Annotated in this window: 35 protein-coding genes; 5 read left to right on the top strand and 30 right to left on the bottom strand. The window is 64.1% G+C overall.

Annotated elements, in window-relative coordinates:
- Positions 1 to 3: 3 nt before the first annotated feature.
- The 5 genes from LZ538_RS03160 to LZ538_RS03180 all read right to left on the bottom strand — a co-directional run bounded on the left by LZ538_RS03160 (position 4) and on the right by LZ538_RS03180 (position 3,060).
- A complete protein-coding gene (locus tag LZ538_RS03160) occupies positions 4 to 570 on the bottom strand; it encodes a hypothetical protein (protein WP_249830539.1) in 567 nt (188 codons plus the stop codon).
- Positions 571 to 621: 51 nt separating this feature from the next.
- Positions 622 to 1,176: a hypothetical protein gene (locus LZ538_RS03165; protein ID WP_249830540.1), complete on the bottom strand. Its 555-nt coding sequence runs from the start codon at positions 1,174 to 1,176 to the stop codon at positions 622 to 624.
- A gap of 91 nt (positions 1,177 to 1,267) precedes the next feature.
- Positions 1,268 to 1,681 carry a hypothetical protein gene (locus LZ538_RS03170; protein WP_249830541.1) on the bottom strand — a complete coding sequence of 138 codons (414 nt, stop codon included), beginning with the start codon at positions 1,679 to 1,681 and terminating at the stop codon, positions 1,268 to 1,270.
- Positions 1,682 to 1,986: 305 nt separating this feature from the next.
- Positions 1,987 to 2,568, bottom strand: a complete 582-nt coding sequence (locus tag LZ538_RS03175) for a J domain-containing protein (protein WP_249830542.1) — start codon at positions 2,566 to 2,568, stop codon at positions 1,987 to 1,989.
- 282 nt (positions 2,569 to 2,850) lie between these two features.
- On the bottom strand, positions 2,851 to 3,060 hold the full coding sequence (locus tag LZ538_RS03180; protein ID WP_249830543.1) for a hypothetical protein: 210 nt from the start codon (positions 3,058 to 3,060) through the stop codon (positions 2,851 to 2,853).
- A 102-nt stretch (positions 3,061 to 3,162) separates the two neighbouring features.
- Here LZ538_RS03180 and LZ538_RS03185 point away from each other — a divergent pair, with 102 nt between their 5' ends.
- Positions 3,163 to 4,077, top strand: coding sequence for a sulfotransferase domain-containing protein (locus LZ538_RS03185; protein WP_249830544.1), 915 nt, complete (start codon positions 3,163 to 3,165; stop codon positions 4,075 to 4,077).
- Here the strand turns inward: LZ538_RS03185 and LZ538_RS03190 are convergent, their stop codons facing one another.
- From LZ538_RS03190 to LZ538_RS03205, 4 genes are all read right to left on the bottom strand, one after another.
- On the bottom strand, positions 4,078 to 4,887 hold the full coding sequence (locus LZ538_RS03190) for an ATP-binding protein (protein WP_249830545.1): 810 nt from the start codon (positions 4,885 to 4,887) through the stop codon (positions 4,078 to 4,080).
- A gap of 68 nt (positions 4,888 to 4,955) precedes the next feature.
- Complete coding sequence (locus tag LZ538_RS03195; protein WP_249830546.1) at positions 4,956 to 5,159, bottom strand: hypothetical protein; 204 nt, start codon at positions 5,157 to 5,159, stop codon at positions 4,956 to 4,958.
- An 8-nt stretch (positions 5,160 to 5,167) separates the two neighbouring features.
- On the bottom strand, positions 5,168 to 5,323 hold the full coding sequence (locus LZ538_RS03200; RefSeq protein ID WP_249830547.1) for a hypothetical protein: 156 nt from the start codon (positions 5,321 to 5,323) through the stop codon (positions 5,168 to 5,170).
- Between the two features lie 142 nt (positions 5,324 to 5,465).
- On the bottom strand, positions 5,466 to 5,810 hold the full coding sequence (locus LZ538_RS03205; RefSeq protein ID WP_249830548.1) for an HNH endonuclease: 345 nt from the start codon (positions 5,808 to 5,810) through the stop codon (positions 5,466 to 5,468).
- Positions 5,811 to 5,992: 182 nt separating this feature from the next.
- Between LZ538_RS03205 and LZ538_RS03210 the strand changes: the two genes are divergently transcribed.
- Positions 5,993 to 6,367 carry a hypothetical protein gene (locus LZ538_RS03210; protein WP_249830549.1) on the top strand — a complete coding sequence of 125 codons (375 nt, stop codon included), beginning with the start codon at positions 5,993 to 5,995 and terminating at the stop codon, positions 6,365 to 6,367.
- An 18-nt stretch (positions 6,368 to 6,385) separates the two neighbouring features.
- On the opposite strand, the gene LZ538_RS03215 is transcribed toward LZ538_RS03210, so the two are convergent.
- The 3 genes from LZ538_RS03215 to LZ538_RS03225 all read right to left on the bottom strand — a co-directional run bounded on the left by LZ538_RS03215 (position 6,386) and on the right by LZ538_RS03225 (position 7,805).
- The gene (locus tag LZ538_RS03215) at positions 6,386 to 6,580 is read right to left on the bottom strand and encodes a Flp family type IVb pilin (RefSeq protein WP_249830550.1); all 195 of its coding nucleotides are present in this window, start codon (positions 6,578 to 6,580) and stop codon (positions 6,386 to 6,388) included.
- 67 nt (positions 6,581 to 6,647) lie between these two features.
- Positions 6,648 to 7,226, bottom strand: a complete 579-nt coding sequence (locus LZ538_RS03220) for a thermonuclease family protein (protein WP_249830551.1) — start codon at positions 7,224 to 7,226, stop codon at positions 6,648 to 6,650.
- A 15-nt stretch (positions 7,227 to 7,241) separates the two neighbouring features.
- Positions 7,242 to 7,805, bottom strand: coding sequence for a CAP domain-containing protein (locus tag LZ538_RS03225; RefSeq protein ID WP_249830552.1), 564 nt, complete (start codon positions 7,803 to 7,805; stop codon positions 7,242 to 7,244).
- 147 nt (positions 7,806 to 7,952) lie between these two features.
- Between LZ538_RS03225 and LZ538_RS03230 the strand changes: the two genes are divergently transcribed.
- Positions 7,953 to 8,465: an MAPEG family protein gene (locus tag LZ538_RS03230; protein WP_249830553.1), complete on the top strand. Its 513-nt coding sequence runs from the start codon at positions 7,953 to 7,955 to the stop codon at positions 8,463 to 8,465.
- Positions 8,466 to 8,526: 61 nt separating this feature from the next.
- Entirely contained in the window at positions 8,527 to 8,790 is a 264-nt protein-coding gene (locus LZ538_RS03235) for a hypothetical protein (RefSeq protein ID WP_249830554.1), read from the top strand.
- 65 nt (positions 8,791 to 8,855) lie between these two features.
- On the opposite strand, the gene LZ538_RS03240 is transcribed toward LZ538_RS03235, so the two are convergent.
- The 18 genes from LZ538_RS03240 to LZ538_RS03325 form a co-directional block, all read right to left on the bottom strand.
- The gene (locus LZ538_RS03240) at positions 8,856 to 10,976 is read right to left on the bottom strand and encodes a prolyl oligopeptidase family serine peptidase (RefSeq protein WP_249830555.1); all 2,121 of its coding nucleotides are present in this window, start codon (positions 10,974 to 10,976) and stop codon (positions 8,856 to 8,858) included.
- Between the two features lie 86 nt (positions 10,977 to 11,062).
- Positions 11,063 to 12,094 carry a quinolinate synthase NadA gene (gene nadA, locus LZ538_RS03245; RefSeq protein ID WP_249830556.1) on the bottom strand — a complete coding sequence of 344 codons (1,032 nt, stop codon included), beginning with the start codon at positions 12,092 to 12,094 and terminating at the stop codon, positions 11,063 to 11,065.
- A complete protein-coding gene (locus LZ538_RS03250; protein WP_249830557.1) occupies positions 12,095 to 12,811 on the bottom strand; it encodes a DUF4230 domain-containing protein in 717 nt (238 codons plus the stop codon).
- Positions 12,796 to 13,635 (bottom strand): MBL fold metallo-hydrolase, encoded by an 840-nt coding sequence (locus LZ538_RS03255; protein WP_249830558.1) that lies wholly within the window; start codon positions 13,633 to 13,635, stop codon positions 12,796 to 12,798. The genes LZ538_RS03250 and LZ538_RS03255 overlap by 16 nt, the downstream gene beginning before the upstream one ends.
- Positions 13,636 to 13,678: 43 nt before the next feature.
- Positions 13,679 to 14,902, bottom strand: coding sequence for a M56 family metallopeptidase (locus LZ538_RS03260; protein WP_249830559.1), 1,224 nt, complete (start codon positions 14,900 to 14,902; stop codon positions 13,679 to 13,681).
- On the bottom strand, positions 14,899 to 15,276 hold the full coding sequence (locus tag LZ538_RS03265) for a BlaI/MecI/CopY family transcriptional regulator (protein WP_249830560.1): 378 nt from the start codon (positions 15,274 to 15,276) through the stop codon (positions 14,899 to 14,901). Before LZ538_RS03265 ends, LZ538_RS03260 begins: the two co-directional genes overlap by 4 nt.
- Before the next feature lie 45 nt (positions 15,277 to 15,321).
- On the bottom strand, positions 15,322 to 16,575 hold the full coding sequence (locus tag LZ538_RS03270; protein WP_249830561.1) for a glycosyltransferase: 1,254 nt from the start codon (positions 16,573 to 16,575) through the stop codon (positions 15,322 to 15,324).
- 272 nt (positions 16,576 to 16,847) lie between these two features.
- Positions 16,848 to 17,165: a Grx4 family monothiol glutaredoxin gene (gene grxD, locus LZ538_RS03275; RefSeq protein WP_249830562.1), complete on the bottom strand. Its 318-nt coding sequence runs from the start codon at positions 17,163 to 17,165 to the stop codon at positions 16,848 to 16,850.
- A complete protein-coding gene (locus LZ538_RS03280) occupies positions 17,162 to 17,410 on the bottom strand; it encodes a BolA/IbaG family iron-sulfur metabolism protein (protein WP_249830563.1) in 249 nt (82 codons plus the stop codon). The genes grxD and LZ538_RS03280 overlap by 4 nt, the downstream gene beginning before the upstream one ends.
- A gap of 13 nt (positions 17,411 to 17,423) precedes the next feature.
- Positions 17,424 to 17,753: a DUF1476 domain-containing protein gene (locus tag LZ538_RS03285; RefSeq protein ID WP_249830564.1), complete on the bottom strand. Its 330-nt coding sequence runs from the start codon at positions 17,751 to 17,753 to the stop codon at positions 17,424 to 17,426.
- A gap of 84 nt (positions 17,754 to 17,837) precedes the next feature.
- On the bottom strand, positions 17,838 to 18,284 hold the full coding sequence (locus LZ538_RS03290) for a hypothetical protein (protein ID WP_249830565.1): 447 nt from the start codon (positions 18,282 to 18,284) through the stop codon (positions 17,838 to 17,840).
- Positions 18,281 to 19,285 (bottom strand): NADPH:quinone oxidoreductase family protein, encoded by a 1,005-nt coding sequence (locus LZ538_RS03295; RefSeq protein WP_249830566.1) that lies wholly within the window; start codon positions 19,283 to 19,285, stop codon positions 18,281 to 18,283. The genes LZ538_RS03290 and LZ538_RS03295 overlap by 4 nt, the downstream gene beginning before the upstream one ends.
- 5 nt (positions 19,286 to 19,290) lie before the next feature.
- A complete protein-coding gene (locus LZ538_RS03300) occupies positions 19,291 to 20,157 on the bottom strand; it encodes an N-acyl homoserine lactonase family protein (protein WP_249830567.1) in 867 nt (288 codons plus the stop codon).
- A 16-nt stretch (positions 20,158 to 20,173) separates the two neighbouring features.
- The gene (locus LZ538_RS03305) at positions 20,174 to 20,830 is read right to left on the bottom strand and encodes a CoA transferase subunit B (RefSeq protein ID WP_249830828.1); all 657 of its coding nucleotides are present in this window, start codon (positions 20,828 to 20,830) and stop codon (positions 20,174 to 20,176) included.
- A complete protein-coding gene (locus LZ538_RS03310) occupies positions 20,830 to 21,537 on the bottom strand; it encodes a CoA transferase subunit A (protein ID WP_249830568.1) in 708 nt (235 codons plus the stop codon). Before LZ538_RS03310 ends, LZ538_RS03305 begins: the two co-directional genes overlap by 1 nt.
- Before the next feature lie 30 nt (positions 21,538 to 21,567).
- The gene (locus tag LZ538_RS03315) at positions 21,568 to 22,050 is read right to left on the bottom strand and encodes a GlcG/HbpS family heme-binding protein (protein ID WP_249830569.1); all 483 of its coding nucleotides are present in this window, start codon (positions 22,048 to 22,050) and stop codon (positions 21,568 to 21,570) included.
- Complete coding sequence (locus LZ538_RS03320; RefSeq protein WP_249830570.1) at positions 22,047 to 22,565, bottom strand: hypothetical protein; 519 nt, start codon at positions 22,563 to 22,565, stop codon at positions 22,047 to 22,049. Before LZ538_RS03320 ends, LZ538_RS03315 begins: the two co-directional genes overlap by 4 nt.
- Before the next feature lie 105 nt (positions 22,566 to 22,670).
- The gene (locus tag LZ538_RS03325; protein WP_249830571.1) at positions 22,671 to 22,982 is read right to left on the bottom strand and encodes an SCP2 sterol-binding domain-containing protein; all 312 of its coding nucleotides are present in this window, start codon (positions 22,980 to 22,982) and stop codon (positions 22,671 to 22,673) included.
- A gap of 73 nt (positions 22,983 to 23,055) precedes the next feature.
- Between LZ538_RS03325 and LZ538_RS03330 the strand changes: the two genes are divergently transcribed.
- Positions 23,056 to 24,483 (top strand): NAD-dependent succinate-semialdehyde dehydrogenase, encoded by a 1,428-nt coding sequence (locus LZ538_RS03330; RefSeq protein WP_249830572.1) that lies wholly within the window; start codon positions 23,056 to 23,058, stop codon positions 24,481 to 24,483.
- The last annotated feature ends 83 nt before the right edge of the window (positions 24,484 to 24,566 follow it).

Below are 24,566 nucleotides of genomic sequence, written 5' to 3' on the forward strand. Positions count from 1 at the left end.
GGCTCAATGGGTCCAGTCGAGCGTGAGCTTCTCGAAGTGCCACCGCCGCTGCTCTGCGGTTGAGCCATCGACGTCATTGACGCGGCGGAGCACCGCCTCCCCCTCGATCCGCACCGGGCGACCGTCCTTGTCGTTGGCGGTGATTGTGACCGGCGCGGTGTAATAGCTGGAGCCCGCGGCGGCGCCCATCGTCCCGCTCGGGATTGCGACTGTGATCTTGCCGAGGCCGGCGAACATGTCCGCGAAGGATGCCTTGCTCCACTTCTCCTGGTCGGCGGGGCTGAGCAGCGCCCAGGCCTGCGCGAATTCCTTCAGCTCGATCGCCCGTGCGAAGGACAGCAGCACATTGCGCGCGCCTTTCTCCCCGCGCTCGGCCTCAGGCGTCAGCAGGGGCGGCCTTAGGTCCGGCTGAGTAGTCGCCGGCGGCTCGGGCTCGGGACCCTGATTTGTATCCGCGCTGGGGCTCGGCCCGGTCGCGGGCGTCGGTTCGTTCGTCGACACCGCGTCATTGCCGGGGATCGCAGCTTGTTCGCACGCGACGAGCATCAAGGGCGCGAACGCGGCACACATGATCTTCCTGTCCATGTCGAAGAAAGCGATGCGGCGCGGCGGTCGTTCCCGTCAGGGCCCTTTCGCCCTTGCCGCCTTGGCGACGGCCTTGCCCCTGGCCTCCAGCTCCTTCTGCTCGCGCGCATGCTTGGCGGCGAGGTAGAGCTGATATTCGGTCGGCTGCGGGTCGGTGACGAACATGCTGCCGATCTCCTTCCCCTCCGCGACGCGCTTCGCCATCTCCGCGGCGGTCAGTGCCGCGCCCACCAGGTTGATGCCCGCCGTCATGCAGCCCTGCGGGCCGACGGTGCAGGCTCCGGTGTCCGGGATGCTCTCCGGCCCCGGCCGGACCGGCCGCCCGCCGCGGTTCATGCGCTTCACCGTCAATATGTCGGGATCGATGCGATAGCCCTCCTGGCGCTCGGCGCAGATGACGATCTCGCGCGTGTCGGCGCTCGGCCGCGTCGGGCAGGGATCGGCGGAGGCGACATTTATCGGCGGCTCATCCGGTGCGACCGTCGCGGCCTGGTGCATTGCCTCGACTGGCGGCGCTTGAGGTGGTGGCGCTGCCGCTGCTGCGGCGGCTTGCGCTGCAAGCGCGAGTGCTACTGGCAGGCCGATCGGCATCGCGAAACCCTGCCCCGTATGGGCTTGCCGCGCAATGAACATCCGAAGCCACCGAGCTAAAGTCCGGTCGCCGCGACCGTTCGGTCTCGGCTCAAAGATCTCCGCAGTCTTCGGCCCTCGTGGCCAGCACGGGATCGTCGATCGGGTAGCTTCTGCCGTGGACCGCCAGCGTCGACATCCTGTCGAATTGCAGGGTTCCGTCGCGGGGCGAACGGACGGGCTCGACGATGAAGGCCGCGCGGAAAGGATGGAATCGAACGGCGGCCGCGACCTTGAGTTCAGGTCCGCCCGCGATCGATCGGTTGAGCGTCACGACGATCGGATTGCTCAAGCGCTGACATGCGCCCGATGCCGAGACTCCGCTGTCGGCGTCGCGGATCAGCGTTTCGAGCCGGACCTCGTCCAGGCCCTGGACCCGCCATTCGACCGGCCGGCCGGGGGCTGCCGCTCCAGGCTGCGCCGAGGCCAGCAAGACCAGGACCAGCGCCCGCGGGGCACGGCGCATGAGCGTCACAGGAGCGTCCAACCGAAATGGACCAGGAAGGCGACGCCTATCAGAAGGGCCGTCAAGCCAACCAGCTCCAGCAGGCCTGGCGACCTGCGCCTGACGCGCCTCGGCCTGTCGGCGACTGACGAATGCCGCTCACGCCACATCGGTCCCCCTCCCCCGCGCGGGCGCGCCGAAGGCACGCACCTTCCAATAACGGTGAGGTTATGGCGCGCGGCGTAAGTCGGTTTGCCAGATTGCGACAGGAGCTTGCCAATGAGCGCCTGCCCGCAATGGGTGCAAAAGGCGGAATCAGGCCAAACTCATCCGTCTTCGCGATCTTTCGATTGCGAGAGGAGCAGCTTTTCGGCCCGCGTGGTCCGCGACATCGAGATGACGTGGTCGACCCCCTGGATGGTAATGGCCAGCGTCCCCTGCTCGGTGACCGCGACGAAGCCCTTTTCCTTGAGGTACCACTTCAGGAACTCGAAATGCTCGTCCGAGCAATTCAGCATATTCTGGAGATAGAAGCCGACGACGCCCGCGTCCTGCGCATGCTCCCTCCGCCGCTTGTAAAGGTACATCAGGATCCTGGCATGGTCCTCGGCATCGTCGAGCGCCGCTGACTCGTCGATCGCGCCGTCCTCGCTCGTCGGGAAGCGATATTCGGAACCCCGCACGTTGCGCTCGTACAGCGTGTCATATTCGGCGCGGCGCTCAGGATCCCTCAAGACCCGGTAAGCTTCGGTCACTTCATAGAAGCGCGTGCTGTCTTCGGTCCCCGAATGGTCCGGGTGATACATCTTGGCGAGGTAGTGGTAGGCCGATTCCAGGATCTTCGCGTCGCAGTTGGGATTGACCTGCAGCACGTCGTAGAAATCGATGAAGGCTTGGCCGTCGGCCATGTCGGAATTGCCCCAATGAATTTCGCAATGCGTAGCGGGTCACACTGACAGTGGCCAGTTAACCTTGGTTGATGCCCGCTGGGCAAATTGGCCTTTCCTACAGCGGCTTGCATGCGCCATGTGCTGGGGCCGGATGCAGTGAGCGGTCCTGCGCAAATCTTCGTAGGTCACGAAGTGGAGGAATTGGAAGCAGCCCCTGCTTCGTTCAGGATTCGCGCCGCACGGTCAACTTGGTCAACTTCCCCTTAGGCGAAATCCAACAGCGTAGGATTTGGGACGCCGCTAGTGGCTGGTGAAGTCGCTCACCCCGAACGTGATGATCACCACCGCCAGCGCGAACAGGACAACGCCGATGACCGTGAAAAAGATCTCGCGCTCGGTGGGGTAGGCGCGCACCGATTTCTGCTCGACTTGCGGCACGGGGTCGCGGCGGATGCGCGACGGCCGCTCGGCCGGCTTCAGCTCGACGGTCGGTTTGCTCAACTTGCTCACCCGCCCGTCCTAGCAGCAGCGGGTTATCAGGGGGTTAGCGCCGCGACATTGACCGCTGCGGTCAAAGTCATAGACTCCACTCGCGCAGGACAGGGGGCGCCAATGGCTACCGCGACCAGGCAGCGTGCGCGCAGCATGGATGAGTTCCGCACGGGGCAGCAGAAGTTCGTGACGGCGGCGCGCGCCGCTTATGCCGCGGCGCCGCTTTGCCCGTTACCGACGGACGTCATCATCTCGCCCTACGGCAAGTGCGGCACGACCATGCTGCAGCAGGCGTTCCACACGCTGCGCACCGGCGGCGACATGGATTTCGACGACGTTTCGCGGGTGGTCCCGTGGATCGAGATGGCCCCGATCCTCGGCATCGACCTCAACGCGCCGCAGCGCGCCGAGCCGCGCGGGTTCAAGAGCCATTTGAGCTACACGCTGGTGCCGAAGGGCGCGCGCTATGTCGTTCCGCTGCGCGATCCCAAGGATGCGTTCGTATCGATGTACCGCTTCATGGAGGGCTGGTTCCTGGAACCCGGCACGGTCCCGATGGAAGATTTCTTCGAAGGCTGGGCGAGCGGCGGCGGGCCCGAGGGCGAAGGCTATTTCAGCCACCTTTTGAGCTGGTGGGCGGTGCGGGAGCAGCCGGACGTGCTGCTGTTCACCTACGCGAACATGGTCCGCGACCCGGCGGGCCATTTGCGCCGACTGGCGGCGTTTGCCGGCATCCCGCTCGACGATGCGCTGCTGGAATTGGCGCTCGAGCGGACCAGCCGCGTGTACATGCTCGCGAACAAGGACCGCTTCGATGACGCAATGATGCGGGAGCTGTCCGAAACCAAGGGCGGCCTTCCGCCCGGCAGCGACAGCGCGAAGGTGCGCGCGGGAAGCGAGGCGGGCAACCATCGCGACGAGCTTCCGCACGCACTCGCTGAGCGGATCGACGATTTGTGGGCGGAGAAAGTCGCGGCGCCGCTGGGCTTCGCAAATTTCGCCGCGCTGGAGGCGGAGCTCTACAGATCGGCCTGATCAACTCCCGCGCATCGCCGCACGCTGCGCGGCGGCCGACTCGAGCAGGTTCATGTCCACGGGCCTGTCGCCACCCGCCGCCAGCATTGCCGCGAGGCGCGCGCAGCGCAGGATCTCCACGCCGGAAAAATCAAATTCGCCGGCAAGGCGCTCCACATCCACGTCATTGCCTTGCGGGAGTTTCAGGGTCCCGAGAATCTTGCGCCAGAGGAGCGCGCGCGCAGCTTCGTCCGGCAGTGGAAAGTCGACAATCAGGTCGATGCGGCTGAGGATGCCTTCGTCCAGCTTGCCGGCCGCATTCGAGGTGACGATGGCGAGTCCTTCGTAGGGCTCGATGCGGCGCAGCAGATGACCGATCTCCTCATTGGCGTGGTGGTCGGGAGCGCCCTTCAAGTGAGGCCGCTTTCCGAACAATGCGTCGGCCTCGTCGAACAAGATTATGGCTTTCTGCTCCGCCGCGACGTCGAAGAGCTGATGAAGGTTCTTCTCGGTCTCACCGATAGATTTGCTGACGATCGCACGCGGGTCGACCTGGAGCACGGGTCGTTCCGTCGACCGCCCGAGCGCCGTCACTGCCATCGTCTTCCCCGTGCCCGGCGGACCGCGAAAGATCGCGCGCAGACCGCCGTCGATATAGCGCTGCAGGCCCCATTCACGGAACACGGGCAAGGGCTGCACAAGCCAGTCCGCGATCCAGCCGAGCCGTTGTTCGGTTTCCGCGGGCAGCACTAGCTCGTCGGGCTCGGTATCCGTGCTAATCCGCCTCACGCCGGTTGGAATCAGCTGCACATCGTCCGTCGGCCCAGCCATTGAGCGCCCTCCCGATTGCGGGCTGCTTCTACAGCACAACAGCAGTGAAGTGCATCTCGATCACGAAGTCAGGCGCTCGGTGTGGACGGCCAGTTGAAGAGCGGGAGCTCGTCGCCGTCCCAGCGGCGCACCAGGCGATTGCGGCACCAAAGCTCCGCCGGCCGATGGTCTTCCGTCCTGGCGCCTGCTGTCGCGATTGCGTCCGCGTCGCTGGTTGCCTGGATGTCAGTGCGGCCCCCGTCGGAGGAATAGAGATGATAGGTGAGCAGCACGCTCGACCTTAGTCGCTATAACGCCGGTCGTTGTCCTGCTGGCTGCGCCCGAGCATTTCCTCGGTGCGCCCCAGCAGCCGCTCGCAATTCTCGATGGCAAGCCTGCACATCCGCGTCGCATGCCTGATCTTCGCGGTTCTTGGGTCTGCAGATTTGGTGGCCATGATCCCGGGTAAAAAAGAGGCGGTCCAGTTAGCCGACCGGACCGCCAATGACGCCACACGCTCCCCAACCGGGAAGCATTTTTTTGGAGGAACGCTGGCTGAGGTCGAAAACGCCTCGTTCCAGCGAGGGTTCCTACGGCTGCTAGGCCGCCTTTCCGGCGGCGCGGGATCGCGCGAACAATTCCACTTCGTTCTTGACGCGGATCCGCTGCTTCACCTCGATCGTGCTGTCGGCTTCCTGGCTGACGCAGCGGCCATGGCAAAGGCACAGATTTTCCAGCGTGTCGGTTTCCCCGTCAACGAGCGGGCGAATCTGCTCGAGCTTCGGACCGCGGTCGTGGCCACGGGTGAGGTCGAAGCGGATCGGCCGCCTGCAGCGGCGGCAATTGTCGCCGTCGCGTCGCCTCAATTCGTCAACGCGCTGCTGCGCCTTTTGGCGCTTGGCTTTCCAGGGATTGAGATACTGGACGAATAGGCTGGTCGACATGGAATCCCTGATATTCGGATCGCGTTACCGACCGGTTATCGCCGGCGCGCAAAGCATCGCTTCAGCCGGCTTGGTTTCCGATGTGTAAACTCTTCCGACATGGGCATTTTCTCTAATTGAACGACAGGCGGGGTCGAGCGTTCATCTCGCATCCGGAACGGATACCAGAAAGGATGAGCGACATGCGCTTGATGTTGCTTGGTTGCGCGGCAGCCGCGTTGACGATCACCGCCCCCGCCCTGGCGCGAGATTCGGGCGGCGGCGGATGGCACAATGGCGGAGGCCATGGCGGCAGCCATCACGGTCACCACCAACGCCTGGAACGGCTCGACGTCTTCGCGTCTGCAGACGACATGGGACGCCACCGCCACGCCAGCGACGGCTTCGTCGGCGGCTATGGCTACGGTTATGGCATGGAAGACCGGACCTTCGAGCCCGACAGCTATAACGATTGGTGGCACGACAATCCGGCCCGCGCCTATCCGCGTTGGGTTCAGGACAATAAGGATTGCGCTCCTGAACGCATGTGGTGGCATGGCGACACTTTGCGCTGCTGACCGCAGCGGCGTGACGGATCAGGTCTGGTATTGCGTGCCGGTTCCGACCGCCTGATCGACATTGTTCCAGTTTTGCTGGACCTTGCCGCCGGTTGCGGCCAGCGCGCCAGCGATAGCGACGGCGATGAGCGACGCCAGCAGCGCGTATTCGATTGCCGCAACGCCGCTTTGGCTGCGCGCAAGATCGCGCTTCGAGAATCCGCTTTTGTCCACGGTCGCATATTAACCGGTGCCGATTGCCGCGGGTTCAACGAAAGTGGTTAACGGGCTTTTCGGAAAATCAGCACCATCCTGTCTTGAAACCCGCATAGCGGTGCACAAGCCCGGTCCGGCGCAGATCGTCCGCGATCGAGCCATAACTGCCGTCCGCTTGCTTTCGCCGAAGCACCCGAAGATCGCGGCCATATTTGTCGTAAGACCGCGTCAGGGGGGCAAGCATCTCGAACGGGGCCTCGTTCAGCTCACGCTGCAGCATTGCGGTCGCCAACTCGGCGAGCCGCGCTTCCTGCGCGCATTGCGCCTTCACCTCCGGCGCATCGATGCCGACGATGCGAATCTTGCGGCTTCCGAGCTTGAACGTGTCTCCGTCTATCACGCAAGCATGCCCTCTCCCGGGGCCGCAGCGCGTAAACCTCTCCTTGACGAGTTCAGGCTCCCCGGAAAGGAGCTCCGGCGGTTCAACAAGGTCCGGATCGGATGCGGCATAGGCACCGGCGAGGACCAACAGTAGCGCAACCGGTCGCTTGAATGGGAACCTCCGGCGCGGCGGCGGCCAGAAGCGCGGACCGTCCAGCCGGCGACCGTAATCCTGGATGCGGGTCCAGCTCCGCCGGCGCTTGAATCCGAACAACTCGCCCATGACCGGGCGAGCTTGCTACAGTACGCGGCGGCCGTCGATATTGCCGGCGGGGGCGTAGCGGCAAACGAGCACGTCCCGGCCGTTGCCGCGCGCAACTCCGCATCCGACACGGGTCGTCGTGCTCCATACCAGCTGCGTGTAATGACCAACGTCGGACCAGCGGCCCGTGCGGCTCACGTTGGGAAAGGTCCCGGCCACGAACCAGCGCTTCTCCGATGCCCAGTCCCTGACCATCTGCTCGGCACTGAACGCCCCTGCGGTCCCCATCCACAGGTTTTCGCCCGCACCGGCGCGCGAGCGCCTGTCCGAATGCCGGAAAGTTCCGGTGGATGCGAGTTGCCGGGCATAAGCAGATGCGCCACTGGCCAGTGCCTGGTCCCAGGCCAGTGGTGCGACACGAACCACGGCGCGCTCGGCATTTTGCGCAGCCAACAGCCGATTGGAGGATGTGCCGGCGGGCGTGAAGGGGGCATGGCCCGCCGGCACTGGGGAGGAGGCAAGAGGACTGGCAGGGATCCCACAGGAAGCCAGCGAAGCCGTCGCAAACAGGACGGACAGCCGGCAGCAATACTTGACCACGATGGAGCCCCGCGAACGCAATCCGGCGAACTTAGAAGGCGCGGGGCGAACGCCAATGGATTTACGGTCAGCCGCTGCAGCGATGCGCCGAACTTGCCCGTGCCGCTAACCCGTCAAACTGCTATTAAATCGATACGGGGGTTAGACATGACCAGGGACCAGAAAATCGTAATCACTGGCGCGCTCAGCGGCATAGTCGCGATGGTGGTGCTGGTGGCGCTCCTGTCGACCGTGATCGCTCCGCCCGAAATCGCCGACAGCCCAGGCGACCGGATCGCCTATGCAGCGCCCTGGGCAGTGGTGGCGGCTCTGCCGCTGTTCGCGATGCTGGTGGCAATCGGCAACGAGCGTTTCCTCAGCGAAGCGATCGACCCGACATTAGGCAAGGAAGACCAGAAGATGGTCGTGAACGGGCGGGTTGCGGACAACACGCTGCAGCAGTTCGTCCTTTTCCTCGTCGGATTGGTTGCGCTCGCCTGTAGCGTGCCGCGCGATCGGCTGAGCATCATTCCGGCGGTGGCGATCACGTTCGTGGTGATGCGGATCGTCTTCTGGATCGGTTACCGGATCCATCCACTCTATCGAGCGCCTGGCTTCTCCTCCGTCGCCTACATGAATCTCTTCATTTTCATCGCCGTATTCTGGTTTTGGCTCCGCTGAAAAAGCGCTTGCAATCAGTAACTTCCATTGTAGTTAGGCACAAACCTTTCGGGAGTGGACTATGCTGCGCGTTGCGACTGCACTGTTGATCGTTGGCGGCGCGAGCGCTCCGCTCCAGGCTCAGGTGACCGCACCTGCCCCAGCCGCCGGCCAGCCTCAGAAGGCGCAGGTCGTGAAGAAGCGCGTGTGCACGGTGGAGCAGGCCGACGACATCGGATCGCGAATCTCGACGCGGAAAGTTTGCCGCATGGTCGAGGAGAAGGCTCCCGAGACGGTGAGCCGCGAGCAGCAGCCGGGCACGGCGGCAAAGCCGAACGCCGACTAACAAGCTACTGGCTTAGCCCTTCCGGCGATCCGCCGGTTCGGCGAGATGCGCGACGGGCAACGCCATTAGCCTCCCTGCCGGCCGGTTGCGCTTCCAAGTTCTCGGTCCAGGTACATCAGGAGCATCGCTGCCCGCTTGGCGTCCTCTGAATTATCCGCGCCAACCGAATGCCCGCCTTCCATATATTCGTGGAAGTAGACCCGATTGCCATATTCCATCAGCCGCGCAGCCGCCTTGCGCGCATGGCCCGGATGGACGCGGTCATCCTTGGTCGAGCCGTAGATGAACACTGCCGGATAGCGGACGTCGCGCCGCAGGTTCTGGTACGGCGAATATCTGGACATGAAGGCCCAGTCCTCCGGCTTGTCCGGATCGCCGTACTCGTCGATCCAGGACGCCCCAGCGAGCAGGTGGGAGTAGCGCTTCATGTCGAATAGTGGGGAACCGATGATCGCGGCCGAATAGAGGTCCGGCCGCTGGTTGAGCAGGGCGCCTACGAGCACGCCGCCGTTGGACCGGCCGGAAGCCGCAACCTTGCCCTTGGCCGTCACGCCGATGCGGATGAGATCCTCGGCTACAGCATGGAAATCGTCGAAGCTGTTCTGCCGCTTTTCGCGCAGCGCCGCTTCATGCCATTTTGGGCCATATTCACCGCCGCCCCGAATGTTGGCCAGCACGTAAGCGTTACCTTGCTCGACCCAGAAAAGGCCGAGCGGACCGGCGCGATAGGGCTGGCCGGTCAGGTAGCCCGGAGTCTGAGCGCTGCGGAATCCTCCGTAAGCGTGGATAAGCGTCGGAACCGGTCCCGCGACGCCTTTCTTCCGCACCAGGAAATAAGGAACCCGCGTGCCGTCCTTCGACCTTGCGAACCGTTGCTCCACCTCGAAAACGCTTGCGTCGAACTTGGGCGGAAGGCTTTGCACGGCCACCGGCGATGCATTCGGAGTCACTGCGTAAAGCGTCGGCGGCGTCAGCATGCCTTCCACGGTCACGAAAGCTAAGTCGCGTTCGCTCGCCGTTTCGAGCAGGTGCAGAGTGCTCCTCGCCGGGAGATCGATCGTCTTGCGCGCCCAGGCTGAACTTGGCGCCCGGGGCGAGAAAGCGAACAGCTTGCCCGAAACATCATCGAGCGCCTTGACCCAGAGGGTACCCTTGGAGACTGCGATCTCCTCGATGGCCTGCTTCGGGCTCGGCGCCATTAATAATTCCGGACGCGTCGAGCGGCTTGCCGCGAGGTCCGCGAGCGAATATGCGACGATCGATCCCGCGGGCAGGCCCTGCTCCGCCTTGTTGAAGAAGGTGATCAGCCTCCCCCCAATGACATCCTGCGCGTCGGCGGAATCGGGCACGGGCGTCCGGATGACGCGCCCGTCCGGCAGCACCATCGACAGCTCGTGGGTCCAGTAGGTCTTCGAGCGTGTGATGAAGTTCCAGCGAGTCGCTCCGTCGGCATAGCCGAACGGCGTTGCGGAGACGTCGCCCTGCTCACCCGTGAGGAGGGTCCTTGCGGAGCTCAACGCGGAGCCGCGCGTCCACAGCTTGATGATGCGCGGATAGCCCGAATCCGTCAGGCTGCCGGCGCCATAGTCGGTGCCGACGAGGAGATGATCGCGGTCGAACCAGCTAACATTGCTCTTTGCCTCCGGGACCACGAACCCATTGTCGACGAACCTGCCGGTGCCGATGTCGAATTCACGAACGACGTCGGCGTCGGTGCCGCCTGGACTGAGGGACACGAGGCAGCGCTGGTAATCGGGAGCGAGGCAGCTTGCGCCGTGCCAGACCCAGCTCTTGCCTTCGGCTTTCCCAAGAGCATCGACATCGATCAGCGTGCGCCACTGCGGCTTGCCGGCCGTGTAGGATTCGATCGAGGCGATGCGCCAAAGCCCTCTAGGGTTCTTGGCATCGCGCCACAGGTTCGTGACCTTGTCGCCGAGAACGTCCTCCGGCCCGGCTATCTGCTGCTCATCGTCCAGGATATCGAGAGCGCGCTTGCGATATTGCTCGAAGACCGGGCCCTTCGCGACCAGCTCTTCGGTCGCGGCGTTCCACTGCTTGACCTGCGCCACGGCGCGCGCACCGTCGATCTCCTCGAGCCACAGATATGGATCCTCGGTCGTCGGGGCCTGAGCGAGCGCGGCAGTGCAAAAGAGTGCGGCCGCAGCGACAAAAGTCGACTTGCGCAATTTGATTCTCCGTCGGTTTGGCTCGCTTCGTGCAGACGTGGAAAGCTGGCGTCAACGGATGGTTCGACAGACCGGCGAACGAAGGATCAGTCGCCGCTGATTGTGGGATCGATCTTTTCGGGCTCGTCGATGATCGGCTTTCCGACGTCCCCTTGCCCGACCGTGCGGCCCGCCATTTCCAGCATGCGCTCGAGTGGGATTCGCGCCTTGTCCATCACCTCTGGCGAAAGCTCGATCCTCGGTTCGAGATCCCGCAGCGCGACGTACAATTTCTCTAGCGTGTTGAGCGCCATGTACGGACACATGTTGCAGTTGCAGTTCCCGTCGCCGCCGGGGACGCCGATGAAGGTCTTGTCCGGCGCCGCCTTTTCCATCTGGTGGATGATGTGCGGCTCGGTCGCGACGAGGATTGTGTCCGCGGGGGAAGTCAGCGCGAAATCGAGGATCGACTTGGTCGAGCCGACATGGTCGGCATGATCGACGATGTGCGGAGGGCATTCCGGATGGGCGGCAACCGGTGCTCCGGGATGCTCGGCCTTGAGCTTGAGCAGCTCGGTCTCGCTGAATGCCTGATGGACGATGCAGATTCCCGGCCACAGCAGCATCTCGCGCCCGGTCTTGCGGGCGAGATAGCCGCCAAGGTGGCGGTCGGGACCGAAGATGATCTTCTGATCCTCGGGGATCTGGTCGAGGATGACCTGGGCGCTGCTGCTGGTGACGATGATGTCGCTGAGCGCTTTCACCGCAGCCGAGCAGTTGATGTAGGTTAGCGCGATATGGTCCGGATGCGCCTTCCGGAACGCGGCGAACTGGTCCGGTGGGCAGCTGTCCTCAAGCGAGCAGCCGGCATCCATGTCGGGCAGTATAACCGTCTTGTCGGGCGAAAGGATCTTGGCCGTCTCCGCCATGAACCGCACGCCGCAGAATGCGATGACATCGGCATCGGTTGCGGCCGCCTTGCGCGACAGGTCGAGGCTGTCGCCGACGAAGTCCGCGAGGTCCTGGATTTCGGGCTTCTGATAATAATGCGCGAGGATCACGGCGTTGCGCTCGCGCTTCAGCCGCTCGATTTCCGCGAGGAGGTCGAGCCCTTTCAGGCTTGGCGATTGAACCGTCATCTACTGCCCCTGAGCAGCGCGTCGCCGCTCCGCTTCCTTGATCGCATCCTCATATGGGGTCGAAAGGTCGAGATAGGAAGGATCGTCGGTCCCTTCCGTCGGGAAGCGCGCGACGACTTTCGCATTGTCGAACCCCGCGGCCTTGAGCGGCATGACGAAGCTTCGCTCGATCGCCGCCCGCGCCGCCTGCCGCGCGAGCCGCATGGGCACCTCGGCTGAGGCCTGCTTGCGAAGGTCCGCCACCGCTGCCGCGCGATTGGCCTGGTCGAGGCTTTGCTCGGCGTTGGTCAGCGCGGTGAGCACGCCGCCTTCGCCATATTCGCGGGCTGAATTGAGATCGACGTCCGGGCCTGCGACCTCGATCTCAGGGAGCTTCACGCTCAGCGTCTTGGAGGCAGCGTCCCATTTTACATCGTTGGGCTGAAGCTTCGACAGATCCAGCTCGTAACGGACATCGCCCGGCAGGATCAGGGTGCGCTCCGCCGAGAAGCCGAAGCGGCTGGTGTGCGAGCTGGTGACGGAGACGTAGCGGGCGACGAAGGCGATCAGCCGATTCTGCGCGCGCATCGATTCTAGGCTCGCCTCGGCGATCGTCTCCGGCTTCGGCCCACCGAAGATGCGGTCGGCGACACCGGACGCGACGCCGAACAGGACGCCGAGGACGAGCGCCACGGCGATCATCGCTATCACGAGCAATTTGCTTAGACGGCTGTCCATTGCTGTTCCCGTCGTTCAACGAGCCCGCGCCGTTCGAGGTCCACCAGGTGCGCGAGGACGGAGCCGCCCGCTGCCGCGACGAGCCTTGCGTCGAGGCCCGGATAAGCCTTGGCCACGATCTCCGGAATGTCCCGCGCTCGCTCCCTCACCAGGCGCAGGATTTGCTTCTCGCGCTGCATGCGATGCCCGATCAGGTGACGCACATATTGCTTCGGATTGGTCACCGGCGGCCCGTGCGCGGGGTAATAGACGCGGTCGTCCCGTTGTCGGAGCTTGTCGAGGCTACGCATATATTCCGCCATGTCGCCATCTGGCGGGACGACGACCGTCGTCGACCAGCCCATCACATGGTCGCCGCTGAGCAGCGCATCGCCAAATGCAAAGCATAGATGGTTGGAGGTGTGACCCGGCGTGGCGACCGCTTCGACTGGCTTGCCGTCAACGGCGATCGCTTCGCCATCCCGCAGCACCCGATCCGGAGCGTATGCGGCGTCGAAGCCGGCCTCCAGCCCGGTTCCGTCCATGGACAGCGATGCGCATCCGATGATGGGCGCTCCGGTCGCTTGCGCCAGCGGCCGCGATGCCGGGCTATGGTCCCGGTGCGTGTGCGTGCACATGATCGCCGCGACGCGCCGCCCGCCGATGGCATGCTCGAGGGCTTTGAGGTGATCCGGAATGTCGGGTCCCGGGTCGACGATCGCGACGTCGTCTTCTCCCAAGAGGTAGGTCTGTGTGCCGTAATAAGTGAACGCTGAAGGATTATGCGCGAGGACCCGCGCGATCCCGGGTTCGAGCTGCTCGAGCTTTGCATAAGGGGCGTCCACGGCAGCGCTCCTGCCACGGACGCCCCCGAATTGGCAAAAGGCGTCAGCCCTTCGCGCGAAGCTCGGCGATCTTCGCGCGGATCTTGGCGAGCAGCACATCCTTGCGATCGGCCGGGACGTGTCCGTCCTTCTGCATGTCCACTTCCGCCTTTTCGAGGGCCGACAGGAGGCTCTCTCCCTTGGCCGAGCAGAGGACGAATTTGACCTGCTCCGTCTTGCCTTTGACCTGGGTCGTTCCCGCATCTGCCTCGAACTTCTCGCCGGGGCAGTCGCCCAGTTCCATGGCGTGCTCACCGTGACCCTTCTTCACGACCACGTCCTTGTCGCCGCGCATTTCGTGGATTTCGATCTTCTTGACGAACTTTTGGGTTTCGCCGGCCGCGGCCTCGTGTGCCGCACTGGCCGTCGCTACGCTTCCAAGCGCCAGGGCCCCTGCAAGAGCGATCCCGGCAGCGCGGCGCAACGGCCCGTGGTTGAGCTTGAGCATCATCAGTCTCCCTTTGAGTTCGTCGATAGTGGTGAGGGCACAGAGCGAACGGGGCGCCGGGCGCGCGGCACAGCGCAGGATCGTCTGCGCATAGTCGGGCGCGGCATCGGCTCCCGTCGAGGCGAGGACGCTTGCATCGCAGGCTGCCTCCATGTCCCTGCGGAATGCCCGCACAGCCATGTGCATAAGTGGATTGAACCAGTGGATGGACGCTACGATCAGCGCTGCGAACGCCGCCCAGATGTCGCCGCGGCGATGGTGCAGTTGCTCATGCAGGAGCGCGAACCTCTGCTGCTCCGGCGAGAAACGCTGCTCAAAATCCATCGGCACGAGGATCAAAGGATGGATCAGGCCCGTCGCCATCGGCCCTTCGATCCTGCTGCTGGCGACGACGTCATAGGACACGCCGTCGATGTGCAGCGGCCGGCCGTTGGCCAAAGCGTCCGCCACGAAAGCGTGATGGCGCATCCAGTGCAGCGCCAGGTAGGTGATCGCACCCGCCAGCCAGACTCCTCCGACGATGACAGCCACCGCCAGGCCGTTCGACGTCGGAGAGGAACCGACGATCAGGGAGTAGCTTGGAGCGTTGCCCCCTACGGCCGTGGCAATGCTCGCCGGCATTAAAGGGAGCGGCGGAAGGATGAGGCGTATCGCCGGGGCGCACCACAAGGCATAGGCAGCCTTGGAGCCGAACATTCGCGCCACGGGCTTGCGGATGAGCAGCACCAGCGCGACCAGCGCGGTCGTCGCGATCATCATGTCGATCAGCCATGCGGTCATTTGCGGAGCCTCCTGACGAGCGCCTCAAGCTCTTCGAGATCCTTGGGATCCAGCTCGCGCTGCTCGGCGAGCTGCGCCACGAGCGGCGACACTTTCCCTCCGAATAGTCGGTCGACGAGGCCGCCCGCTTGCCGCGCCGCCACTTCGTTCTGCGCCACCGCCGGACTGTAGAGATTGCGCCTTCCCTGCTGCTCGGCAGTCACGGCGCCCTTGGTCACAAGTCGCGAAAGCAGCGTTTTGACGGTGGTTAGGCTCCACTGGAGCGACTGCGGAAGACGCTCGAAAACGTCGCTCGCTCCAAGGGGAGAATCTTGCCACAGCAGCTGCAGTAGCTGCATCTCGGCTTCGGTGATGCGCGGGGTCCGACGTGCCATTCGACTACAGTTGTAGTCGTCGGCTGAACGGCAGATGAACGTTCGTTAGGCCTCGGCTAGGACGGTATCTACAGGCGCAGCGAGGCCGGTGCGCCGCCGTGCAGCGGCCGCGAACGCCTGCGGGTAAACCTGCCCGAACAGCGCTTCCATGCTGCTGTCCCAGCTATATTCCAGCGCAAGCGCACGGGCCCGGTCCGACATCGCGCCGATGTCGCCGTTCCAGAGGTCCAGCAAATTGTGTGCCATGGCATCGGCGTCGCCCACCGGTCCAAGGCGTCCGATCCGGTCAGTCACACGATCAAGCATCGCCCCCGCCGCCACGCCGACCACCGGCAGACCCGAAGCCTGCGCCTCGATGATCGAAATGCCGAACGTCTCGTCAGCCATCGCCGAAACGTAGATGTCAGCGCTCGCCAGCCAGCGCGAAAGCGCCGCCCTGTCCTTCACATAGCCTGGCATCACGATGCGCGGGTCAGCGAGCGCAGCGATATCCTCTTTGAGCGGCCCCTCGCCGATGAGGACCAGCTTGGCGCCGAGCTCTTCCGGGAGGCGACGGAAGGCGTCGACCACGAGATCTGGCTTCTTCTCGCCGTCCAGACGTCCAACGTAGATAAGCAGGGGCTGCTCGTCGGTCAGGCCGAGCTTCCGCCTCAGCTCCGCATCGCGCCTTTGGGGTCCGAACTCCCCAAGCTCGACGCCGAGGGGCACGATGCCAAGAACCGGCACGCCATAGGCTCTGAGTTTCGATGCTCCGCCGTTCTCGCTCAAAGCGAACACGGCGTCGAACCGCCGGTAAAGACTGCCGCAATAGCGATAGCAGATGCGGCCCAGCAGCCCCGCCATCGCGCCGCCGATGAACCTGCTCAGCGGCCGCTCGACGTAGACGGTCGGGAAATCGGTCATGTAGGCAGCGACGATCGTCGCATCGGGGTGGCGGCTGCGGTGCCCGATCGCCGCCCAGGGCAGATTATAAGCGTCCTGGCATTCGATCAGGTCGGGCTGGAAATGGTCGAGTGCCTCACGCACCGCACCATTGCGAAGCATCAGGCGATAATGCGGGCTTCCGGGGACCCGCGGCGAGCGGATGGTCACCGTCACCGCGCGGTCTTCCTCGATCACTTCGTCGCGGCTGCCAGGGATGATCATCAGATGTCGGTGAGCCGTGGCTTCGAGGATGTGCCTCCGCTTGTGCAGCATGTACGTCCGCACGCCGCCGCCGACGTTCGACCAGCTTTGCGTAAGGTCGCAAAACAGCTTGGACCCGAGTCCGAGCGGGAAGTCGGGATCGTCGCGGCTCATCGTGATGCGTAACCGCGCAAGGGCGTCAAAGTGCCAACAGCCGCCATGCAAGGCCCTTTCTGTCGGGATTCTTTACGCATGACGCCGGCTCTCCAAATCAAATTTGTCAGAAAATGGCTGAAATCAGCCGTTTTCTTTAATTGGCACGCCGATTGCTACTATAAACGCGTCCACTTGGTTCCACGCCAACGAAGGGACGGTTAGGAGCGGTTCTCTGGTCCCCTCCAAACCGTCCCTTCCTCGTTTATGCCCCAGATAAGCGCGGAAGTCGCCTACGAGGGCTGAGCCCCTAGCAGTTCCTGAAGCTCTCCGCTTTCGAACATCTCCATCATGATGTCGGAACCGCCGACGAATTCGCCCTTCACGTAGAGCTGCGGAATCGTCGGCCATTCGCTGAAAGCCTTGATGCCCTGGCGAATCTCGGGGTCCTGCAGGACGTCCACCGTCTCGTAGGTCGTCCCGAGACGATCGAGGATGGCGACCGCGCGGCTCGAAAAGCCACATTGCGGGAACAGGGCCGTGCCCTTCATGAACAGCACGACGTCGTTGCTCTGAACGAGGTCGGCAATGCGCTGGTTGGCGTCACTCACTTCGAATCTCCAAATTCAGCTATTGCGGTTTCGAGCTGCAATGCGTGGAGCTCACCCCCGACACGTCCCCCAAGAGCCGCGTAGACGGCCTGATGCTGCCTGATGCGGCTCAATCCCGCGAAGGTCTTGCTCACCACGCGCGCTGCATAATGATCGCCGTCTCCGGCAAGATCGCGAATGGACACATCCGCATCGGGAATCGCCGCCTTGATCAGCCTTTCGATCTCACTTGCCGCCATCGGCATGGCCGGGCTCCCGTTAGAGGTTCGTCGCTTCGATGATCTGGCGACGAGCCTCGACTTCCTTGTGCTTCAGCGCCTCACTGACCTGTGATTCGTCGCAATCGACGCCCGCGGCTGTCAGATCGCCCAGCACCTTGCGGATCACGTCGTGATCGCCGGCCTCCTCGAAATCGGCGCGTACGACATCCTTGGCGTAGGAATCGGCTTCCACCTCGGTGAGACCCATCTGCCGCGCCGCCCACTGACCGAGCAGCTTGTTGCGCCGCGCGATGATGCGGAACTTCATTTCCTCGTCGTGCGCAAACTTGGACTCGAACGCGCGCTCACGATCGTCGAACTGGGTCATGCTTATCCCTTGATGGTTTCGGCGCGAGATAGGGGTCGAGTCGCTTTCCGTCCAGCGTCCCCGGCAGCCGGGGCCCTATCATTCTCAGCGGACGAGGAGGTACAGCGCCGCAGCGGCCGCCGGGATCAGGATGGCATAGGCCCAGGGGGGAATTCCCGTCCGGGCGCGGCCCTCGCCGCATCGCTCCCAATAGTCATGCTCCACGGTCCATGCCCGCGCCACCAGCGTGTCCAGCGGCTCATCCTCGTCGGCCGGATCGCCGCACGCCTCGAAGTAGCGACACAGCAGCAGCTTGAGCTCTTCCGGCCGATTTTCTCCGGCGCTCGGCAAGATGCGCACGGCCCCGCCGTCCGTGTGAATGTCGAATGGCTGCCCATCTCGGCCATATGCGGCGCGGTAGACCCAGTCTTCGACGTCGGTTGCTTCGAGATATTTCTCGGCCTCCGTAACGTTCGGGAAGATCAGCAGCGGCTCATCGGCCTCGACGAACACGACCTCGCGCGGGACGTCGACCGATTCGAAACCGCTCACGACCCGTCCATGGTCACTACGAGTTTGCCGATGGCGTTGCGGTCGCGGAGCGCCGTTATCGCCTCGCCGGCTCGCTCCAGTGGATAGGTTGCGCTGATGCGGGGTCTGATCTTGCCCTCGTCCCACAGCAGGAACAGCCGCGCGACATGTGCGGAATTTGCCTGCCGGTCCCGGGCTGCGAAGGCGCCCCAGAACACGCCGCACACGTCACAGCTCTTGAGAAGCGTCAGGTTGAGCGGCAGCTTTGGGATGCCTGCGGGAAAGCCGACAACCAGATAGCGGCCTTCCCAGCCGATCGCCCGCAGCGCCGGTTCGGCATAATCCCCGCCCACCGGATCGAAGATGACATCGGCGCCGGCGGGTCCGACCGCATCCTTGAACAATTGAGCCAGGGCTTTCTGGCCCTCGCGATCGAACGGGCCTCGCGGATAGACGATTGCCTCGTCTGCGCCGGCTGCCCGAGCCGCCTCGGCTTTGTCGTCCGACGACACGGCTGCAACAACTCGCGCGCCGTGGGCCTTGCCAAGCTCGACGGCCGCCAGCCCCACTCCGCCCGCCGCCCCAAGCACGAGCAACGTCTGATCAGTGGCGAGCCTGCCGCGATCGACCAGCGCATGGATCGAAGTCGCATAGGTCAGCAGCAGCGCAGACCCTTCGGCGAAGCTGCGTCCATCCGGAAGCCTGAACGCAGCGCCCGCCGGAATCACCATCTTTTCGGCAAGCCCGCCATATCCCGTGACCGCGATTACCCGGTCGCCGGGCGTCCAGCCCTCGACACCTTCGCCGACCGCCTCGACCTCGCCGGCGATCTCGCCGCCGGGCGCAAACGGTCGCGGGGGTCTCATCTGGTATTTGTCCTCGATGATCAGCACGTCGGGATAATTGATCGCGCAGGCGCGGACCCGAACCAGCAATTCACCGGGGCCCGGCTCGGGATCCGGAACTCGCTCTACCCGAAGCGTGTCGGGTCCACCCGGCTCGTTCGAGAGCAGGGCGCGCACGGGGCCTACTCCGCAGCCTGCGGGAAGGCAGGAAGCTTTGAGACGTCGTTAGGCTCGTGCTGGATGATCACCTTCGCGCCGGTCTGCTTCGCAAGCGCTTCGAACTTGTCCATCGACTGCAGCGACTGCTCCTTGCTCGTGTTGAAGCTCGGCACCGCCTTCTTCTCCCGCGCGATGGTCGAGTGATAAACGTCGCCCGATAGCAGGACCGGCCCGCTCTTCAGCTTCACGAGCAGCCCCAAATGGTCTGGCGTGTGCCCAGGCAGGTGAATTGCGGTCACGCTTCCGTCGCCGAACACGTCGGTGTCGCCGCTGACGAGCGTCACCGTCTTCCCACCGCCGCGCCAGCCCTTGAGCGAATCTTCCGGCCTGCCCTCGAGCATCTGGAAATCACGCTTGCCGATCACGAGGCGCGCGTTGGTGAACTGCGCGGCCTGGCCGACATGGTCGCCGTGCATGTGGCTGATACCGACCACATCGACGTCTTCGGGCTTCACGCCGACCTGCTGCAACTGGTCCGCGAGCGTCCGGTCGATGGCGGCGGTCATGCCGTCCTGCACCATTGGCTTGTCCTTGGTCTCGGCCGGGAAGCCGGTGTCCCAGACCATCTGCTGATCGCCGTGGCGAATGAGGTAGCAGCTGTCGACGACCTTCCCCGGACCGGGGGGATAGACGCCCGGACGGTCGGAAAAGAAGCCGTTCATGTCCTTGAACTCGGCATGGCCGCAGTCGAGCCGAGTTAGCGTGATGGGGAGAGGTGCGGCGGCAGGCGAGGCGCCATTGCCGGGAGGATCCTGGGGCTTGTCGGCGGGGTGGCTGTTGCACCCTGCAACGGCGATTGCGGCCGCGACGATTGCTCCAATCCTGCGCATGACCAATGCTCCTCGACTACTCCGTATATTGCGCGGTTGTCTTCTCGCGCACTTCTTGTGCCGTCACGCCGGGTGCCAGCTCGATCAGCTTGAACGGGCTCTCATGGTCCGGGCGCTGGAAAACGGCGAGGTCGGTGATGATCATGTCGACCACATTCTTGCCGGTCAGCGGAAGCGTGCATTCCGGGATGAACTTCGCGTCGCCGTTCTTCGACGTATGCTCCATCACGACGATGATCTTCTTCACGCCCGCGACGAGGTCCATCGCGCCGCCCATGCCCTTGATCATCTTGCCCGGAACCATCCAGTTGGCGAGATCGCCGTCCTGGCTGACTTCCATGCCCCCAAGGACCGCCAGGTCGATATGTCCGCCGCGGATCATCGCGAAGCTCTGCGCGCTGTCGAAATAGCTCGACTGCGGAAGCTCGCTGATCGTCTGCTTCCCCGCGTTGATGAGGTCCGGATCGACCTCGTCCTCATAGGGGAACGGACCGATGCCGAGCATACCGTTCTCGCTTTGCAGGGTGACCGTCATCCCCGCCGGGATGTTGTTCGCCACAAGCGTCGGGATTCCGATGCCAAGGTTGACGTAATAGCCGTCGCGCAGCTCCTTCGCTGCGCGCGCGGCCATCTGGTTGCGGGTCCAGCCCTTGGTTTGAAGCTGGGTCGCCATCATGCCGCCTCCCTTTCGCGAACCGTGCGGAACTCGATCTTCTTCTCGTAAGGCCCGCCGAGGATCATCCGCTTCACGTAGATCGACGGCAGGTGGATTGCGTCCGGATCGAGCGATCCTACGGGCACGATCTCCTCGACCTCGGCGACGCACACCTTCCCGCACGTCGCGGCCGGCAGGTTGAAGTTGCGCGCGGTCTTCCGGAAGATCAGGTTGCCGCTCTCGTCGGCCTTCCATCCCTTCACGACCGAGAGGTCGGCGCGGATGCCGCGCTCGAGGATATATTCCTCACCGTCGAATTCCTTGACCTCCTTGCCCTCGGCGACCTGCGTCCCGAAGCCCGTCTTGGTGTAGAAGCCGGGGATGCCGGCGCCGCCCGCGCGCATGCGCTCCGCAAGCGTGCCCTGCGGCGTGAACTCGACCTCCAACTCACCGGCGAGAAATTGGCGCTCGAACTCCTTGTTCTCGCCGACGTAGGACGAGATCATCTTCTTGACCTGCCGCGTGCGCAGCAGCTTGCCGAGGCCTTCATTGTCGATGCCGGCATTGTTGGACGCGATGGTGAGATCCTTGACCCCGCTCGACTGGATTGCGTCGATCAGCCGCTCGGGGATTCCGCACAGGCCGAAGCCTCCGGCCGCGATGGTCATGCCGTCGAACAGCAGCCCTTCGAGCGCACGTTCAGCGCTGTCGTAAATTTTCTGCATGCGCCGCCAATAGAAAAGCAGCGGCTGTGGTCAAGAACGGCCGGTACGCAGCCCTGCCGCTCGGACCCCCGCCTCGGCGCATGCGGCGTCATCGGCTGGCGCTTCGCCGGAGACTCCCACGGCGCCGATCCGCGCCTTTCCGTCGGCGCTGAATAAAGGAACGCCGCCCGGTACGATCACCACGCCGGGCGCGCGGTCGAATCCGGGCGTTGCGCGTGCGCTCTCAAGCATCTGCGCCGTCGAAAAGCCCCAGGCGGCGGCCGCTTGCGCCTTGGTCAGCGCGAAGTCGAAGATGCCGCTGGCGTTCCCGTCCATGCGCAGCGCAGCGACTATGTGGCCGCCGGTGTCCACCACGACGATCGCATGACTCTGCTTTTTCGCGACGGCGTGCGTGGCGCAGCCTTCGATGATCGCTCGCGCGGCGCCCGCATCGAGTACGGGCGCCGATTGCGCAAACGCAGAACTCGCAATCGCCGCAGTCAGTGCGGAAAAGCAGCTCAGGAGGCGGATCACGGGTGGGTCGCGGCGGCGGCGGGCCGATAGGTAAAGTCGAAATTCGGGCTCCAGGACTTTCCTTCGTCGGTGGATTGCTCGCCGAATTGCCGGACGCTGCCATCGGGGTTCCTGGAGTAGGTCATCCGGACCAGCGGGCCGCCCCATTTGCCTGTGATGACCATCGCCTGGCCGTTCCAGCCTCCGGTGAAGAAGGCACGCGATCCGCTCGAATCGATCCAGAACTGCTCCCAGCGTTTCTCGCCGGGAACGTAAATGCTGAGAGAGCCTCCAGGACTATTGCTCAGGGGCATCCAATTCTCCCGAATGCCGCAGCCGTAAACGGGCTCGATCAGGCTGTGCGCGACGAGCTTGTCCTTGCCGGTGGGATAAACGTCCCAGCGGCCGACCCAGAAATCGAGCCGGTGGAATTCAGGATCGGCACAGGGCTTGGCCGCCGGGCTCTTGGCCGGTTGGGCAGCCGCAGGCGCTGCGGCGACGGCCGCCAGCACGGCTGCGATAAGCAATCGAACCATATGTCCCCCCTCACTGCCAGAAGCTTTGGCGACGAAGCAATCACTGCCTCGGATCGCGCGGCTTCGCCCGCAAGGCGGTTTCTACGAGAGAACCGAAAGCGCCAACTAACCGCGAAGCTTGGCCAGCACTCCCTGCAGCTGCATCGCGTTCGACATGTCGCCTTCGACCTTCAGCTTGCCCATCATGAACGCGGTCATCCCATCGAGCTGGCCCGCCGACAATTGCTGCCAGTCGTCCCAGCTCACCTTGATGGTCGTGTCCGCGGCATTTGCGTCGGAAGCGATATCGCTGACCTGGTTCGAGATCCCGTCGAGAAGAATCGCGCCCTCGCCACCGCCGAAGTCGATCTTGACGCGCTTGCCCGGCACCCAGGCCTGACCTTCCTGCATCCGCTGGACGAGCTCTTGCTTGGTCATGTCGTTGCTTTCTCCTTTGTCAGCAGGCTAGCCGCCCGTTGCAGCCGTAACAAGCGAGGCTTATCTGGCGCCGATGGGATACGAAACCTCACTCCAGCTCTTCATCGACGGCGTTTGGAAATCCGGCGAAGGCCGCGACAGTCACGAAGTCGTCAACCCGGTCGACAACAGCCCGATCGCCGAAGTCCCCTATGCAACGAAGGCGGACCTCGACGAAGCGCTATCCGCGTCGGAGCGCGCGTGGCCGGAGTGGCGGGCGATGGATGTCGAGAAGCGCGGTGCGATCCTGCACAAGGCCGCAGCACTGCTTCGCGAACGCGCCGACCACATCGCCGCGACGATGACGCAGGAGCAGGGCAAGATCCTTGCCGAATCGAAGGCCGAAGTGATTGCTTCGGCACAGTTGTTCGACTGGTACGCCGAAGATGCGAAGCGCGATTACGGGCGCACGCTTGTGCGGCCGGCAGGCCAGCTCAGCCGCGTGATCCGTCAGCCGGTCGGCCCGACCGCGACCTTCACGCCGTGGAATTTCCCCCTCTATTTGCTTGCGAAGAAGGTCTCGGCCGCGCTCGCCGCGGGCTGCACCGTGATCTCGCGGCCTCCCCACGAAACGCCGGGTGTCGGCACGGAGATGTTCCGCGCGCTCGGCGATGCAGGCATCCCCGCCGGCGTCGCCCAGCTCGTCCACGGCGATTCCAGGCTCGTCAGCGAAACCCTGATCGCGAGCCGCGTCATCCGCAAGGTCAGCTTCACCGGGTCGACCGGCGTGGGCAAGCATCTGATGCGCCTGTGCGCCGACAGCATGACCCGCGTCACGATGGAGCTCGGCGGGCATGCGCCGGTGCTCATCTTCGACGACTGCGATCTCGAAAAGACGCTCGACATGGTCGTCCCGCAGAAGTTCCGGAATGCCGGCCAGGTCTGCGTCTCGCCGACGCGTTTCTACGTCCAGCGCGGCATTTACGACGCCTTCGTGAAGGGTTTTGCCGAGCGTACGCAGAAGGTGAAGATCGGCAACGGCCTCGAGGAAGGAACGCGCATGGGTCCGCTCGCCAATGCGCGCCGTCCCGACGCGATCGAAACCCTGGTGCAGGACGCCAAGGCCAAGGGCGCGCGCGTGATGGCTGGCGGCGAGCGCGGCAACGGCGGCTTCTTCTTCCAGCCGACTCTTCTCGCCGACGTCCCCGACGAAGCCGAGATCATGAACGAGGAGCCGTTCGGCCCGGTCGCCGTCTCGCGTCCGTTCGACACGTTCGAGGAAGTGATCGAGCAGGCGAACCGCCTGCCCTACGGCCTCGCCGCCTTCGCATTCACGGAAAACGGCCGCAGGGCCAACCTGATCGGCGATCTCGTCGAAAGCGGCATGGTCGGCATCAACACGTTCGCCATCTCGCTCGCGGATGCGCCGTTCGGTGGGGTCAAGGACTCAGGATTTGGGTCGGAAGGCGGCAAGGAAGGCCTTGAGAGCTATCAGGTCGTGAAAGCGATCCACCAGGCCTGAGCCGCTACCATCGCGCTTGGAAGATTGAGCTGATCGAACGCGCATTTCCGAATTGGGAAGACTTGTTCGAGTTGATCAACGCG

Source organism: Sphingomonas hankyongi (genome assembly GCF_023516575.1).
GTDB lineage: Bacteria > Pseudomonadota > Alphaproteobacteria > Sphingomonadales > Sphingomonadaceae > Sphingomicrobium > Sphingomicrobium hankyongi.